Annotated in this window: 16 protein-coding genes and 5 tRNA genes; 15 read left to right on the top strand and 6 right to left on the bottom strand. The window is 63.3% G+C overall.

Features of this window, described 5'->3' with window-relative positions:
- Positions 1 to 35: 35 nt before the first annotated feature.
- From hscA to iscX, 3 genes are read left to right on the top strand one after another with little or no spacing between them, the layout of a single operon-like run.
- Positions 36 to 1,901: a Fe-S protein assembly chaperone HscA gene (hscA, locus tag NCS67_RS07660; RefSeq protein ID WP_250434865.1), complete on the top strand. Its 1,866-nt coding sequence runs from the start codon at positions 36 to 38 to the stop codon at positions 1,899 to 1,901.
- Positions 1,902 to 1,927: 26 nt separating this feature from the next.
- Positions 1,928 to 2,269, top strand: coding sequence for an ISC system 2Fe-2S type ferredoxin (gene fdx / locus NCS67_RS07655; RefSeq protein ID WP_250434862.1), 342 nt, complete (start codon positions 1,928 to 1,930; stop codon positions 2,267 to 2,269).
- Positions 2,270 to 2,283: 14 nt separating this feature from the next.
- The gene (gene iscX / locus NCS67_RS07650) at positions 2,284 to 2,481 is read left to right on the top strand and encodes a Fe-S cluster assembly protein IscX (RefSeq protein WP_008349212.1); all 198 of its coding nucleotides are present in this window, start codon (positions 2,284 to 2,286) and stop codon (positions 2,479 to 2,481) included.
- A 93-nt stretch (positions 2,482 to 2,574) separates the two neighbouring features.
- On the opposite strand, the gene NCS67_RS07645 is transcribed toward iscX, so the two are convergent.
- Complete coding sequence (locus NCS67_RS07645) at positions 2,575 to 3,549, bottom strand: patatin-like phospholipase family protein (protein WP_250439922.1); 975 nt, start codon at positions 3,547 to 3,549, stop codon at positions 2,575 to 2,577.
- A gap of 158 nt (positions 3,550 to 3,707) precedes the next feature.
- Here NCS67_RS07645 and gltX point away from each other — a divergent pair, with 158 nt between their 5' ends.
- The 7 genes from gltX (at position 3,708) to NCS67_RS07610 (ending at position 6,649) form a co-directional block, all read left to right on the top strand.
- The gene (gene gltX / locus NCS67_RS07640) at positions 3,708 to 5,117 is read left to right on the top strand and encodes a glutamate--tRNA ligase (RefSeq protein WP_244807395.1); all 1,410 of its coding nucleotides are present in this window, start codon (positions 3,708 to 3,710) and stop codon (positions 5,115 to 5,117) included.
- 135 nt (positions 5,118 to 5,252) lie between these two features.
- Positions 5,253 to 5,328: transfer RNA gene (locus tag NCS67_RS07635), tRNA-Ala, on the top strand.
- Positions 5,329 to 5,492: 164 nt separating this feature from the next.
- A tRNA-Glu gene (locus tag NCS67_RS07630) sits at positions 5,493 to 5,568 on the top strand.
- Between the two features lie 70 nt (positions 5,569 to 5,638).
- Positions 5,639 to 5,715 (top strand) — tRNA-Asp (locus tag NCS67_RS07625).
- A gap of 72 nt (positions 5,716 to 5,787) precedes the next feature.
- A tRNA-Glu gene (locus NCS67_RS07620) sits at positions 5,788 to 5,863 on the top strand.
- Positions 5,864 to 5,932: 69 nt separating this feature from the next.
- Positions 5,933 to 6,009: transfer RNA gene (locus NCS67_RS07615), tRNA-Asp, on the top strand.
- 175 nt (positions 6,010 to 6,184) lie between these two features.
- A complete protein-coding gene (locus NCS67_RS07610) occupies positions 6,185 to 6,649 on the top strand; it encodes a GNAT family N-acetyltransferase (RefSeq protein ID WP_008349215.1) in 465 nt (154 codons plus the stop codon).
- Between the two features lie 18 nt (positions 6,650 to 6,667).
- On the opposite strand, the gene NCS67_RS07605 is transcribed toward NCS67_RS07610, so the two are convergent.
- Entirely contained in the window at positions 6,668 to 7,501 is an 834-nt protein-coding gene (locus NCS67_RS07605) for an AraC family transcriptional regulator (protein ID WP_008349217.1), read from the bottom strand.
- A gap of 150 nt (positions 7,502 to 7,651) precedes the next feature.
- Between NCS67_RS07605 and NCS67_RS07600 the strand changes: the two genes are divergently transcribed.
- Positions 7,652 to 8,068 (top strand): gamma-glutamylcyclotransferase family protein, encoded by a 417-nt coding sequence (locus NCS67_RS07600; RefSeq protein ID WP_034473211.1) that lies wholly within the window; start codon positions 7,652 to 7,654, stop codon positions 8,066 to 8,068.
- A gap of 100 nt (positions 8,069 to 8,168) precedes the next feature.
- Here the strand turns inward: NCS67_RS07600 and NCS67_RS07595 are convergent, their stop codons facing one another.
- Entirely contained in the window at positions 8,169 to 8,411 is a 243-nt protein-coding gene (locus NCS67_RS07595) for a hypothetical protein (RefSeq protein WP_008349220.1), read from the bottom strand.
- 269 nt (positions 8,412 to 8,680) lie between these two features.
- A complete protein-coding gene (locus tag NCS67_RS07590) occupies positions 8,681 to 9,316 on the bottom strand; it encodes a YdcF family protein (protein ID WP_235366243.1) in 636 nt (211 codons plus the stop codon).
- 354 nt (positions 9,317 to 9,670) lie between these two features.
- Between NCS67_RS07590 and NCS67_RS07585 the strand changes: the two genes are divergently transcribed.
- Entirely contained in the window at positions 9,671 to 9,982 is a 312-nt protein-coding gene (locus tag NCS67_RS07585; protein WP_008349222.1) for a hypothetical protein, read from the top strand.
- Between the two features lie 248 nt (positions 9,983 to 10,230).
- Here NCS67_RS07585 and NCS67_RS07580 read toward each other — a convergent pair whose 3' ends face one another.
- On the bottom strand, positions 10,231 to 10,488 hold the full coding sequence (locus NCS67_RS07580; RefSeq protein ID WP_008349223.1) for a hypothetical protein: 258 nt from the start codon (positions 10,486 to 10,488) through the stop codon (positions 10,231 to 10,233).
- A gap of 248 nt (positions 10,489 to 10,736) precedes the next feature.
- The gene (locus NCS67_RS07575) at positions 10,737 to 11,138 is read right to left on the bottom strand and encodes a transposase (protein ID WP_008349224.1); all 402 of its coding nucleotides are present in this window, start codon (positions 11,136 to 11,138) and stop codon (positions 10,737 to 10,739) included.
- A 424-nt stretch (positions 11,139 to 11,562) separates the two neighbouring features.
- Between NCS67_RS07575 and NCS67_RS07570 the strand changes: the two genes are divergently transcribed.
- The 3 genes from NCS67_RS07570 (at position 11,563) to scpB (ending at position 15,085) form a co-directional block, all read left to right on the top strand.
- On the top strand, positions 11,563 to 12,465 hold the full coding sequence (locus NCS67_RS07570) for a LysR family transcriptional regulator (protein ID WP_008349225.1): 903 nt from the start codon (positions 11,563 to 11,565) through the stop codon (positions 12,463 to 12,465).
- A 72-nt stretch (positions 12,466 to 12,537) separates the two neighbouring features.
- Positions 12,538 to 13,773, top strand: coding sequence for a pyridoxal phosphate-dependent aminotransferase (locus tag NCS67_RS07565; protein WP_250434860.1), 1,236 nt, complete (start codon positions 12,538 to 12,540; stop codon positions 13,771 to 13,773).
- Positions 13,774 to 14,125: 352 nt separating this feature from the next.
- Positions 14,126 to 15,085, top strand: a complete 960-nt coding sequence (gene scpB / locus NCS67_RS07560; protein WP_008349227.1) for an SMC-Scp complex subunit ScpB — start codon at positions 14,126 to 14,128, stop codon at positions 15,083 to 15,085.
- The last annotated feature ends 127 nt before the right edge of the window (positions 15,086 to 15,212 follow it).

Here is a 15,212-nt window from a genome sequence, read left to right as displayed (position 1 = left end):
GCAAACGCGCCGCATACAACCCCATAAGACCAACGATGGCTTTACTGCAAATCTCAGAACCCGGCATGGCGCCGGCGCCGCATCAAAGGCGCGTGGCGGTCGGCATCGATCTCGGCACGACGAACTCGCTCGTCGCGGCCGTGCGCAGCAGCGTGCCCGAAGCGCTGCCCGACGAGGACGGCCACGTGCTGCTGCCGTCGGTCGTGCGCTATCTGGAGAACGGCGGACGGCGCATCGGCCGCGCCGCCAAGGAAGAAGCGGTCATCGATCCGCGCAATACGATCGTCTCGGTCAAGCGTTTCATGGGCCGCGGCAAGAGCGAGGTCGAGGGCGCGGAGAACGCGCCGTACGATTTCATCGACGCGCCGGGCATGGTGCAGATTCGCACCGTCGACGGCGTGAAAAGCCCGGTCGAAGTATCGGCGGAAATTCTCGCGACGCTGCGTTATCGCGCGGAAGACACGCTCGGCGAGGATCTCGTCGGCGCGGTGATCACGGTGCCCGCCTATTTCGACGAAGCCCAGCGTCAGGCGACGAAGGACGCGGCGAAGCTCGCCGGCCTGAACGTGCTGCGCCTGCTCAACGAGCCGACCGCAGCCGCGATCGCTTACGGTCTCGATAACGGCGCGGAAGGCCTCTACGCCGTCTACGACCTCGGCGGCGGCACATTCGATCTGTCGATTCTCAAGCTCACGAAAGGCGTCTTCGAAGTGCTCGCGGCGGGCGGCGATTCCGCGCTCGGCGGCGACGATTTCGATCACGCGCTGTATCGGCACGTCTTGACGGCGGCGGGCGTGTCGGTCGATGCGCCGGAAGACGTGCGCTTGCTGCTCGATCTCGTTCGCAACGCGAAGGAAGCGCTGTCGTCGACGAACGAAACGCGCGTCCAGGCGACGCTCTCGACCGGCCAGCAGATCGATGTCGCCGTGACCGAAGCCGAGTTCGCCGCGCTGACCGAGGCGCTCGTCGCGCGCACGCTCACGCCGACGAAAAAGGCGCTGCGCGATGCGAAGGTCGCCGCGAAGGACATCAAGGGCGTCGTACTGGTTGGCGGCGCCACGCGCATGCCGGTGATCCGCCGCGCGGTCGAAACGTTCTTCGGCCAGCCGCCGCTCATCAATCTCGATCCAGATCAGGTCGTCGCGCTGGGCGCTGCGATTCAGGCCGATCTGCTCGCGGGCAACCGTCGCGGCGAAGGCGACGACTGGCTGCTGCTCGACGTGATTCCGCTGTCGCTCGGCGTCGAAACGATGGGCGGCCTCACCGAGAAAATCATCCCGCGCAATTCGACGATCCCGACCGCGCGCGCGCAGGATTTCACGACCTTCAAGGACGGCCAGACCGCGATGGCGATCCATGTCGTGCAGGGCGAGCGCGAACTCGTGTCCGATTGCCGGTCGCTCGCGCGCTTCGAGTTGCGCGGCATTCCGCCGATGGCGGCGGGCGCGGCGCGCATTCGTGTGACCTATCAGGTCGACGCGGACGGTCTCTTGTCCGTGTTCGCGCGCGAGCAGATGTCGGGCGTGGAGGCGTCGGTGGTCGTGAAGCCGTCGTACGGACTCGCCGACGACGAAGTCGCCCGCATGCTCGAAGAGAGCTTCAAGACCGCCGAGACGGACATGCGCGCGCGTGCGTTGCGCGAGGCGCAGGTGGAAGCGGAGCGTCTCATCGAAGCGACGCACGTTGCGCTCGAAACTGACGGCGAACTGCTCGACGACGATGAACGCGCGCAAATCGTCGCGCTCGTGACCGAACTGGCGGCGCTCGCGAACGGCGATTCGGTCGAGAAGATCGAAGATGCGACGAAGACGCTCGCCACCGGCACCGATGAATTCGCCGCGCGCCGCATGAACAAGAGCATCCGCCGCGCGCTCGCGGGCCGCAAGCTCGACGACGTCTAAATCATCCTATTCGAGAAATACGAAACATGCCTCAAATCGTTGTGCTGCCTCACGTGGAGCTTTGCCCGGACGGCGCGGTGATCGACGCCGACACCGGCAAGAGCATCTGCGACAATCTGCTGGATCACGGCATCGAGATCGAGCACGCCTGCGAGAAATCGTGCGCGTGCACGACGTGCCACGTCATCATTCGCGAGGGCTTCAACGCGCTCGAGCCGTCCGAGGAAGACGAGGACGATCTGCTCGATAAAGCGTGGGGTCTCGAACCGACATCGCGGTTATCATGTCAGGCAATGGTGCCTGCCGACGAGGATCTGGTGGTCGAGATCCCGCGCTACTCCATCAATCACGCCAAAGAAAATCACTGACAGGAGGCTCGCCCATGAAGTGGACAGATACCCAGGAGATCGCGATGGCACTCACCGACGCGCATCAGGATGTCGATCCCCAATATGTGCGTTTCACTGACCTGCATCGCTGGATCACCGAACTCGACGGTTTCGACGACGATCCCGAAAAGTCCAACGAGAAGATTCTCGAGGCAATCCAGGCGGCCTGGATCGAGGACGCGGACTACTGACCGGTTCTGATTCGCCATGACGGCGGCTTCGTGAGAAGCCGCCGTTTTGTTTTGCGGGCATTCTTTTGCGCCGATGCTTCGCATTGCAGAAGTTCAGACCTTCGCGCCGCGCTCCGCGAGCTGTCGCTGCAACGTCGGCCACATCTTGGCGACGGCTTCCTCGCCCGCGAGAATCGATGCATTGCGCTGGCTGAAATCGCTGCTGCTCATCGCGTTGAGGTTGGGGCGGACGACCGCGTTCGCGTATTTGTCGAGCTCGTAGGCCTTGATGGTCTGGCCCATGATCGTGAAGGTCTGCATCAGCACGTCGAACGAGCTCGATGTCAGCCCGCTTTCCGGCCGCGCCGAAATATCGACCGCGATCACGAAATCCGCGCCCATCTTGTGCGCGAACGCCGCTGGCACCGGACTCACGAGCCCGCCGTCGACATACTCGCGATCGCCGATCTTCACCGGCTCGAAAATCGACGGCACGCTGCACGACGCCCGCACAGCGACGCCCGTGTTGCCGCGCTGAAAGAGAATCGGCTGGCCGCTCTTCAGATCCGTGGCGACGATGCCGAGCGGCTTCGCCATCTTTTCGATCGGACGGTTGTCGAGCGTCCTGTTCAGGTAGTTCTGCAGCGCGACGCCTTGCAGGATGCCGCGCGCGCGAAAGGGCATCGCCCAGTCGCTGATCGAGGCTTCGTCCATCGTGAGGGCGAGCTTGTTGATCGCGATGCCGCTCATCCCCGATGCGTACAGCGCCGCGATGACCGAGCCGGCGCTCGTGCCCGCGACGAGATCCACGCGCACGTTGCGCGCCTCGAGCGCCTTGATCACGCCGATATGCGCGAAGCCGCGCGCGGCGCCGCCGCCGAGCGCGAGCCCGATACGCATCGGTTGTTGCGGTTCTGCCTTCGGCGGCGCCGGCGGCGTGACGATTGCCGTTTCGCCTGAATTGCCGCCGCTCGTGGTGGTGCAGGCGGCGAGAACGGACGACGCGGCCGCGAGCGAAAACGCGCGGCGCGAAAGACGGGGTGACGATGAACTCAAAGTGTGCTCCAGCGGTGCGGCGGGTTCCGGCAGGCCCGTCGATGCGGGCGGTCGGGGAGATCTTGAAAAGCGCGCACATCATAAAACAAAAGGCGCGCGGACCGGCGCGAAGCGGGCGGCGAGTATAATTTCGTCTCATTTTGCGCGGCATTTCAGCGCCTGGCGCACTGCCATTCATCGAGTAAACAGCAATGACCACCCAAGTCCGCACACGCTTCGCTCCGAGTCCGACCGGCTTCATCCATCTCGGCAACATCCGCTCCGCGCTCTATCCGTGGGCGTTCGCGCGCAAGATGAAGGGCACTTTCGTGCTGCGCATCGAGGACACCGATCTCGAGCGCTCCACCGATGCGTCGGTCGATGCGATTCTCGAAGGCATGGCGTGGCTCGGGCTCGATTTCGACGAAGGCCCGTTCTATCAGATGCAGCGCATGGACCGTTATCGCGAGGTCATCGCGCAGATGATGGAAAAGGGGCTCGCGTATCACTGCTACATGTCGACGGAAGAGCTCGACGCGCTGCGCGAGCGTCAGCGCGCCGCGGGCGAGAAGCCGCGCTACGACGGTACGTGGCGCCCCGAGCCGGGCAAGGTGCTGCCGCCGGTTCCGGAAGGCGTGAAGCCTGTCGTGCGCTTTCGCAATCCGCTCTCGGGCACGGTCGCATGGGACGACGCGGTGAAAGGCCACATCGAAATTTCGAACGAGGAACTCGACGACCTCGTGATCGCGCGCCCCGACGGCACGCCGACGTATAACTTCTGCGTGGTCGTCGACGATCTCGACATGAAGATCACGCATGTGATTCGCGGCGACGATCACGTCAACAACACGCCGCGCCAGATCAACATTCTGCGCGCGCTCGGCGGCGAGGTGCCGGTGTACGCGCATCTGCCGACCGTGCTGAACGAGCAGGGCGAGAAGATGAGCAAGCGCCACGGCGCGATGAGCGTGACGGGCTATCGCGACAATGGCTATCTGCCGGAAGCAGTGGTCAACTATCTGGCGCGCCTAGGCTGGTCGCATGGCGATGCGGAGATTTTCTCGCGCGAGCAGTTCGTCGAATGGTTCGATCTCGAGCATCTCGGTAAGTCGCCCGCGCAGTACGACCACGACAAGCTGAACTGGCTCAACGCGCACTACATCAAGGAAGCGGACAACGCGCGTCTCGCCGAGCTGACGAAGCCGTTCCTGCTGCAGGCCGGTATCGATGCCGCGGCGATCGACGGCGGCGCGCCGCTCGATCAGGTGATCGGGCTCTTGAAGGACCGCGCATCGACGGTGAAGGAAATCGCCGATAACGCCGCCATGTTCTATCGTGAGCCGGTGATCGATGCGGACGCCTTCGCGCAGCACGTCACCGATGCGGTGCGTCCGGCTATCGCGGACCTGCGTGCGGCGCTCGCGAACGTCGAGTGGACCAAGGAAGCGATCGCGGCCGCGCTCAAGGCGACGCTCGCCGCGCACAAGCTGAAAATGCCGCAACTCGCGATGCCGGTGCGCCTGCTGGTCGCGGGCACGACCCACACGCCGTCGATCGATGCCGTCCTGATGCTCTTCGGACGCGATGTCGTGTTGGCGCGTCTGGAAAAGGCGGCGGGTTGAGGTCCGCGCAATGGATCGCGGGGCGTGATCCATTGCGCGCATCGGCGTCTGTCGAGGCAAAAAGTTTCACTGAAGTCGTCAGAGGGTATTTACAACTTCGAAAACGCCCTATACAATCTCGTTTCTGTTCTGCAAGGGGGTATAGCTCAGCTGGGAGAGCGCTTGCATGGCATGCAAGAGGTCAGCGGTTCGATCCCGCTTACCTCCACCAAGAACAGCAGAAAGCAGTTGAAGTAGTGCGAAGCTTGTTCTCCGGAAACGGAAGTCGCAAAAAATACTTCACAAGTAACACGAAGTTGTATAGAATTTCGGTCTTCGCTGATCGGCGGCAAGTAGATCAGCGGAGCAGTAGTAAAGACAGAATCACAAGTTTCTGTCCCCTTCGTCTAGAGGCCTAGGACATCACCCTTTCACGGTGAGTACAGGGGTTCGAATCCCCTAGGGGACGCCAGAACATCGGCGGCTGCTAGTACAAAGCGCTGCAAGTTCGCAGGTGACACTGTGAACGGATGAAAAGAAGTGGAGCGGTAGTTCAGTTGGTTAGAATACCGGCCTGTCACGCCGGGGGTCGCGGGTTCGAGCCCCGTCCGCTCCGCCAACACTTGCGAGCAGAAACGCTCCGGCTAATGAGAGCCGGTTTTTTTTCGCCGCAGGGTGTGCAGAAGTTAAAGTCCCCTTCGTCTAGAGGCCTAGGACATCACCCTTTCACGGTGAGTACAGGGGTTCGAATCCCCTAGGGGACGCCAGAACATCGGCGGCTGCTAGTCAAAAGCGCTGCAAGTTCACAAGTGACACTGTGAACGATGAAAAGAAGTGGAGCGGTAGTTCAGTTGGTTAGAATACCGGCCTGTCACGCCGGGGGTCGCGGGTTCGAGCCCCGTCCGCTCCGCCAAGTTGTTTTAAGGAAATCCAGCCTTCGGGCTGGATTTTTTTTGCCCGCTTTCCGCCGCTCGCCATATCCGATTCCCTTTCGTACGCGTTCCCTGCGCATTCGACCGTGATAATGGCCATTGCCAGCCCGCGCACACTGTCTTAGTGTTTAGGCACCTGTTTCTCGTGCCCGTGCGATGCTCGACCCGACCGAAGACCTCTCGCTCTATCAACTGCGCCAGGCGAACATGGCGGACTTCGCCTTCGCCGAAGCGCTCACGCACGACAACATGGTGGGCTACTATCGGCGTCACAATCTCGTGTGGCGCGGCGATCTTTTCCTTTCCAGCTGGCGCGAGTCCGAAAATTTCATCCTGCAGGCGGATGGCGTTCCCATTGGCGTCATGCGTGTCACCGAGGAAGACAATTCGCTGCATATTCGCGACGTGCAGATCGCGAAGGGCTATCGTGGACACGGCGCCGGGACCTTTCTGCTCAACACGGCGCATCGATGGGCGAGGGCGCGCGGGCTCGCCGAATGTCAGTTGCGCGTGTTCGTCGATAACCCCGCGGCGCGTCTTTACATTCGGCTCGGATACCGGCCGGCCGGACCGCGGCTCGCGCAGCTCGGCGCAATCCGGCACATGGTGCGGCGCGTCTGAAGAGAGCGCGCACACGCGCTAAGAGCCGTCGATGTCGCGCTCGTCGCGGCCATCGCGGGCGAAAAATGCGCGCGGGCTTTCGCCGAACGCACGGCGAAACATCGCGGAGAATGCGCTCTGGCTCTGATAGCCCAGTTCACGCGCAACTTGCGCGAGCGGACGGCCCTGGCTGAGCAGCGGAATGGCGCGCGCAAGAACGGCCTGCTGACGCCACTGGGAAAAGCTCACGCCGAGTTCGCGTCTGAAAAGCCGCGCGATGGTGCGCGAACTCGCGCCGGCCTCCGATGACCACCGCTCCAGATCGGAATGCGACGGATCGGCGAGCACGGCGTTGCACAGGGCGCGCAGGCGCTTCTCGTTCGGCATCGGCACGGAGAGCGGCAGCGGCTGCGAGCGGATGATTTCATCGAGCGCGAGCGTGCCCAGCAGTCGCTCGCGCTGACGCGAAATCGGTTCTTCATCGAGCGCCGCGATGACTTCGCGCAAAAGCGGCGACACCTCGACGACGCGACACGCGCCGAGACCCGCCGGCACGACGCTCGCGTCGACGTAAAGCGTCCGCAGATAAGCGTCCTCGACGATCACGACCTCGTGCGTGACATTGGGCGGCACCCAGATCGCGCGCGAAGGCGGCACCATCCAAGTCGAATCCGCTGTCGCGACACGCAAGACCCCGCGCGACGTATAGGCGACCTGCGCCCACGGATGCGTATGCAGCGCGATCCGCACGCCGTAGGGAACGGGCCGCGAGCGCACGCGAATCGGATGATCGAGCGTCGGCGAATGCTCGACGGGAATGTCGAGATGCTCGACTTCTTCGCCCGACGAGTTCGATTCGACAAAGGTGGCCATGTTCGCTCGAGTTGATGGTTGCAGGCGGCCGGATTCATCGACCGCCACGCGCCGATGGTAGCCGAAAGCGCTCGCCCGGGCGCACCGCGAATATTGCCCGGCGCATAATGCCCGTCGTCACCTTTTGCGACAACAGGAGCGTTTTTCCCAATGCAATACGTTTTTGTCTACGGCACGCTGCGCGCGGGCGAGGCCAACGATATCAACCACGCAGCCGCGCGAAACGGCATCGCTACGCCCGAATGGATCGGTGCCGCCCACGTTCGGGGTCAGCTTTTCGACTTCGGCAACTATCCGGGCCTCGTGATCGATGAGAAGGGCGCGCCGATTCGCGGCGATGTCTACCGGATCGAGGACGCGCTCGTGCCCGTGCTCGACGAGATCGAACATGTGTATCCGGGCGTGGAAGGCTTATTCCGCTCGCATCGCCTGCATGTGGAGGTGGAAATCGAGGGGAGAAAGGATCGGGTCGATTGCCTGATCTATCCCGTCGGGGCTGCGTCCGCTGCCGGGCTGCCGTGCATCGAAGGCGGCGACTGGGTGACGCATCGCGCCGAACGCGCCTGAATGCGCGAAGCAGGGAAACTGATTTTGCTCGCGCCGCGGTGAGCCGATGCGTCGACTCACCGCGGCGTGAATGGCCCCGCGCCTTGCAGCGGGAACCGGCTTACTGGCTCGGGGCCGCCGGCTTGCTGTGCGATTTCTTGTGATGCATCGACTTGTGCGAAGAAGGCGTCTGCTCGGTCATCTTTTGGCTTTCCTGACGCGACTGCAGAGCCTGCGCGCGCGACTCGACATCAGCAATTTTGGCGGGATCGGTGCTCATGGTCACGCCTTGATCGCTCTGGGCATACGCGGCCGATGCGACCGCGCTGAGGGACAACAGAACAGCCAGGGACACTTTCTTCATTGTTACCTCCGAGTGGCAGTTGGAACCTGGGAATCGTCTGTCCGATCCGTTGGAACGACACTTGTGTCTGAGCAAAAATCGCTCCCGCTGTGCGGGAAGTCAGCCGCTAACCTCGCGCGTCTGACGATCAGACAACCTGAATCATAAGCCTTGAATCGGGCAAGGGTGTGTCGTGCGTCTGTCCGAAAAGCGGACGCGCATGATCGAGCACAAGCGTCGAATTATTTTCCAGTGCTTATCAATGCGCTTCGCTCCCGAATCACGAGGCGCTAATAGAGATGCAGCCAGCGATACACGTCGAAGCGCGCGAGCCCGACGAGTTCGTGCATCGCGAGCTCGCTGTTCGTGAAGCCCCGCACACGGGGAAAGAACGTCGGGCGAGTGGGCCATACATCCGACACATACGGCACCGGCGCATAGCCGAAAGCCTCGAAAGCACGCAACGCGCGGCGCATGTGATACGCGGATGTGACGACGATCAAACGGTTGTCATGTGCGTGGCCGAGAATACCGGCCACGTTTCGCGCGTTCTGGTAAGTATTGAGGCTTTGATTCTCGCGCACGAGGTCGTCCGCAGCGACGCCTTGCGCAAGCACGTATGGCGCGTAATTGTCGGCTTCGGCCTGCCCGTGATGTTCCGGATCGCCGCCGCTCAGAATCACCTTGCACGACGCGCCGGTTTCGCGGCATTCGCGATACAGCGTTGCCACGGCGTCGATGCGCCGCACCGCGTTGGACTTCGGAACGAGCCCCGCTTCGCTGCGATGCGTGCCGCCGCCCATCAGCACGATCGTCGTCTTCGGTGCGAACGAAGGCACGTCCGTGTGACGATAGCCGTGCTGGGCGAGATCGAGCAAAGGCGTTGCGAACCATCCCGCGCCGATCGCCCATGCGAGCGCCGCCACGATGATCGCAATCTGGATGCGGCGGCGTCGCCATAGTGCGAATAACGCAAAAAAAAGCAGCAATAAAGTGAATAGAACCAATTTGATTGGGGTAACGTATTGGTTTAAGGGCAATTCGTTCCGTCATCGCGTGCTTCGGAACGCATCGGCGGATGTCGCAGCAGAGCGCGTGATTAGCGCGCTGTCAACGGGGGCTTGTAATAGAAAGCAGCACCTAACGCAAGCGGTGGCCAAACATTCGGCTGCGAGTCGTTCGTCGCAATCGGAATTCGGCGCGCCGCGTTTAGTCGACGTCGCGGACCGTCTTGCGACCGTCACGAGCGTCGTCATGGCTGCACAGGAAGAAACAACGAGATGACCACGTATTCCAACGAAGTTGTACTCGAAGCACTTCGCCGAGCGCAGTATCGTCAGGTTCCTTGGGCGAAACGCCCCAACGTTTTCGATCTCTTGCGCGCGCTCGGTTTGCTCGAACTCGCCCGGCAGCGCACCGTGGCGCCCGCGCCCGGATTTCACGCACCGGTCGATATCGCGGTCGTGACCGAACGCGGCAAGCACGAATTCACGCGTCTTTCGCGCGACGAACGTGGCAGCGACTGGGACTTGCGCCGCATGGAACCTTATACGTTCGGTGGTCAGGAAGCGGTCCTGGAGGCGCGAGTCTAGCACTGCCGGACACGTCGGCAGCGAGGCCGGCAGCGGTCGACAGTCGACGCATGGGTCGAGGGAGCGTTGTCGTCGGATGAAAGAGCCGACAATCTGCCTGCAGCCAACGGCAATACCCCAAAAAAGTGCCCGTATCGCGAACGACACGGGCATACCGGATCTCACTGTCGCCATGCTGTGCTCATGGCACGAGGTGTGACTGCCGCGCGCCGGAGTGGTTCCGTCAAACGCGCATCGTTCAGACGAACTCAATGATGTTGTGAACGCGCATCGCGTTCGGTATCGGGACGCGCGCGCACGTTGCTCGCGATATCGCCGCGCAGGTCGCCGCGTGGCGCGGGCGGCGTCGCATCGCGATTGCGGCCGGCATTCTGCGGCGCGGCCATCGAAGCCTTCGTGCTGACGTGAAAGTCGGATGCGGGAGGTGGCGGCTGCGCCTGGCTCATCGCCGCAGTGCTCGTCAGCGCGACGAAGGCGCCATGAGCGAGCAGAGTCGATGCCTTCATGGTGAAATCCTCGAAGCCTTCGTGGGGCTTGTTCGATTAATCACCAAGCTATGCTGCGATCCGCCGGGGCGCTGTAAGGAATCGTAAAGAGTTGTTTCGTCGACGACGCAGTGCGCGCGACTGTGCTACGACATCCGAATGCGGCAACGCAAAGAGGAGAAAGATTCGCGCAGGCCGCGGCCCGCGCGAGAGGTGAAATGTCTGGGTGAAGCCAGCGAGCGCCGGCTTCGGTCGATGCAAAGAACCGTTCAGGCCATCTTGGCCGGAGCGCGCCACGATTCCGGGTTCGTCCAGAACGCGCCACGCAGGCGATCGCGGCTCGGCGGCGCGGGCGGTTTGGCGGCGCTGGAACCGATGCGTCCGCGCAGCGACACTTCACGGCCGTTGCTGGACAGGCGCTTCACGATCTCGGCCAGCGTGCCGTCTGCCTGCCACTCGTCGAAGCGGCGGCGGCAGGTCGGCGGGGACGGGTAGCGTCCGGGCAGCTTCGACCAGCCTTCGCCCGTCGACAGCACCCACAAAACCGCGTTGACCACGGCCCGCGCTTCGACGCGCGGACGGCCGCGCCGTTCGCTGCGCGCCGGCTCGGAACAGAACAACGCCTCAACCAGCGCCCACTCGTTATCTCTCAAATCGTCGAACAGCACCATATCTCACCTCAGCGAAGCTAACCCCGGTGCGCTGCCCCGCGCCGCGCACTCTGGTCGGAATCCGATGAACGAATACCTGGAAAGGCCAGAGCGATTGCGGCGGACGATGTTCGATGTAACCGCGAATGGCTCCAACCTCTGTGCGCAATGAAATGCGAGAACCGTGCCATGCATGTTGCTAAATCCGGGAAACCCGCATGGCAGTAGGCTGACGCGATGCCAGCATGGCCCGTATCAGACCCGAAACACACTGATTAAGAAATCGGGACAATCACCAATCAAGTGCAATAGGCCCATCCGGCGTGCGTCGTGAGGATTTGCTGCACCGCAGCGAAACGCGCGTTCGGGCATGAGTCAGACCAATGCTCGCTATAATTCAAGCATGAATTGTGGATATTGATGAGCATTCTGAATGAACGCGCCATTGAACGTGACGTTGCGGCAACTGCGCGTCTTCATCGAAGTATCGAGGCTGCGCAGCTTCAGCCGCGCAGGCGATGAAATCGGCCTCACGCAGTCGGCGGTCAGCCGGTGCGTGCGCGAATTGGAAGGGGAAATTGGTCTCAAGCTGATCGACCGGACGACGCGCGAAGTTCAGCTGACCGATGTCGGCGTGAATCTCGTCGGCACGGTGTCGCGCCTGCTGGCCGACCTGGACGAAGCGCTGCGCGAGGTGCGCGATCTCGGCCAGCAGCGCCGCGGACGCGTGATCGTCGCGGCGAGTCCGACGGTCGCCTGCCGGCTGATGCCGCGCGTGATCGCGTCGTGCTTGCGGCAGTTTCCGCTCATCACGCTGAGTCTGCGCGACGACGTCCAGTCAGATGTCCTGCGCAAGGTGAAGTCGGGCGAGGTCGATTTCGGCGTCGTGATCGGCCCGTTTTCCTCCGACGAACTCCACGGCGAACCCGTGATGACCGATTCGTTCTGTCTCGTCGCGCGGCGCGATCATCCGCTCGGGCGCGAGACGGCGGTGCCGTGGGAAGCGCTCGCGGGCGAGCGGCTCGTGATGCTCGACTACGCGTCGGGCAGCCGGCCGATCATCGATGCCGTCATGCAGGAGCACGGCGTCGAGGCGCAAGTGGTGCAGGAACTCGGACACTCGGCGACGGTGTTCGGGCTCGTGGAAGCGGGCGTCGGCGTGAGCGTGCTGCCGTGGCTCGCGCTGCCGCTGCCGGCGGATTCGTCGCTGGTCGCGTTGCCGCTCGAACCGCGCGCCGAACGGACCGTGGAGCTCGTGCGGCGGCGCGATCGCTCGCTGTCGCCCGCGGCGGAATCGGTGTGGTCGCTGATCGCCTCGCTGCCGCCGCGTGCGGAAGACCTCGGATAAGCCTCCGTTCATCGCGAAAATCACGGCGCGCGCGTTAGACTTCTTTTTTAAGACAAGACGACGGGGCGAGCGATGAGTGAATCGGAAGGCGCGGTGGTCAGCGAACTGAGTCAATTGGCGGGCGCGCACGCATCGGGTGCGCCGAATGCGCGCGACGCCGTGCGGGCGTTGAGGCCGTCGCAGATCCGCGAGGTCGCAAACGCGGGTTTCGGCGTCGCCGATGTGCTGCCGTTCTGGTTCGGCGAATCGGATCGCGTGACGCCGCAATTCATCCGCGATGCCGCAAGCCGCGCGCTTGCCGATGGCGCCACGTTCTACACGCACAATCTCGGCATCGCCCCGCTGCGCGAATCGCTCAGCCGCTACGTGAGCGCGCTGCACGGCGCGACGACGCCGGCGCACATCGCCGTGACGAGCGCCGGCGTGAACGCGCTGATGCTCGCGGCGCAACTCGTGGTCGGTGCGGGCGATCGCGTCGTCGCCGTGACGCCGCTATGGCCGAATCTCGTCGAGATTCCGAAAATCCTCGGCGCGAGCGTCGATACCGTTTCGCTGACTTACGGCCCGCGTGGCTGGACGCTCGATCTCGACCGCCTGCTCGCGGCGCTCACGCCCAACACGCGCATGCTGATGATCAACTCGCCGAACAACCCGACCGGCTGGACGATGACGCGCGATCAGCAGCGCGCCGTGCTCGCGCATTGCCGCCGTCACGGAATCTGGATCGTCGCGGACGAAGTCTACGAACGCCTGTACTACGGCGATGACGCTCGCGTCGCGCCGTCCTTTCTCGATCTCGCCGCGCGCGACGAGCGCGTGATCGCGGTGAATTCGTTTTCGAAGGCGTGGCTGATGACCGGCTGGCGCCTCGGCTGGCTCGTCGCCCCGACGCAACTGATGGACGATCTCGGCAAGCTGGTCGAGTACAACACGTCGTGCGCGCCGTCGTTCGTGCAGCAGGCGGGCGTCGTCGCGGTGGAAGAGGGCGAGCGCTTTACTCAGGCGCTCGTCGCGGATCTGCGTGCAAGCCGCGATCATCTCGTGCGGGCGCTTCAGGCGATCGAGGGCGTCGACGTGCGCACGCCCGACGGCGCGATGTACCTGTTTTTCTCGCTACCGGGCGCGCAAAACAGCCTCGAACTGGGCAAATCGCTGGTGCGCGAAGCCCGTCTCGGACTTGCGCCGGGCAGCGCGTTCGGCCCGGAAGGCGAAGGCTTCGTGCGCTGGTGCTACGCGTGCGATCCCGCACGGCTGGACGCGGGCGTCGAACGCCTGCAGCGATTCCTGACGGCGCGCGGCGTCGCCTGAGCCGTGCCGATCGACGTCGGCCGCGCACGACCGGCGTCGAGTGAGTCCGGGCGCCGATCAATCGATCACCTTTACGCCCCGGTTGTTTTTGCGTAATATGGCGCTCAGTCACGCGCTTTCGCCTAGGAAAGCGCCACCTCGTCCGGCTGGATGGCCCGGCGTTCGCTCACCGATCGCCCTTTACGCCTCTCCCCGGTGCGTGCTCCCAATCAATATGACCGATTACAATCGGGCGAGCGCGTCTTGAAACTCCGCGTCCAGCTTTATCGTTCGCACCATTTTGGTGGCGTTCGGTCCTGCGCAAGCTCGATTTGAATTGAATCATTGACCATATAGGGTTGACCCAAGCTGCATGAATACCCAAGAGGCGAAGATCGTCCTCGAGACTGCTTTGATTTGCGCGCAGGAACCGCTGAGGCTGAATGAATTGCGCAAGCTGTTCGCCGACGACATTTCGGCGGATACCGTTCGCACGTTGCTCGAAGCGCTCAAGGCCGACTGGTCGGGACGCGGCGTGGAACTGGTCGCGCTTGCCTCGGGCTGGCGTTTTCAGAGCAAGCCCGCGATGCGGGCCTATCTCGACAGGCTGCACCCGGAAAAGCCGCCCAAGTATTCGCGGGCCGTACTCGAAACGCTGGCGATCATTGCCTATCGGCAACCAGTGACGCGGGGCGATATCGAAGAGATCCGCGGCGTGACGGTGAACACGCAGGTCGTGAAGCAACTGGAGGACCGTGGCTGGATCGAGGTGATCGGTCATCGCGACGTGCCGGGCCGCCCGGCACTGTACGCGACGACCAAGCAGTTTCTCGACGATCTCGGCCTGACCGCGCTCGACGAGTTGCCCGCGCTGGACAATCCGTCGGCGCAGCTCGAAGCATCGCTGCTCGCGCAGCATTCGATCGAATTTCCCGACAGCATCGCCGGGAATGCGCCGCCGGCGGGCATCGAGCCGCCGGCCACGCCACAAGCGTCGAATGACGGGGAACCTGACGCCCCGGCGCAGGTCTTCGCCGTTGAAGCGCTGGAATCGGCGGAATCCGCCGAACCCGACGCTTCGGCCGATGAGCGCGCGGCCGCCGGGCCGGCGGAGCAAGAACAGACAGAAGAACAGCAGGAAAGACTCGGAACGGAACGTGCGGATGCGCTGGACGAGCGCGCCGCGTCGACAGCCGGGATTCACGCACAGCCTTTGGGCACCGCGCACGATGCGCCCGTTCCGATGCCGCGTGAAGACGAAAGAGATGCGAGTCCATCGAACGAAGCCGAACTGGACGACGACTCCGAAGAACCGAAGGCGCGCCGCGCCTGACGCAATTTGCATGGCCCCTGATCTGGCAATCCGGCTCTCCATAAAGATTATTTCGAGACGACCAGCCGGACCGGTCAGCGGATTTTTTGACGCGCCCGCGACGGGCGCGCGATTCGACATTTGAGGT

Origin of the sequence: Caballeronia sp. ATUFL_F2_KS9A (genome assembly GCF_023630765.1) — a bacterium.
Lineage (GTDB): Bacteria > Pseudomonadota > Gammaproteobacteria > Burkholderiales > Burkholderiaceae > Caballeronia > Caballeronia zhejiangensis.
Note: the sequence above shows the minus strand (reverse complement) of the source record. Positions and strands in the feature narration are given on the sequence as shown.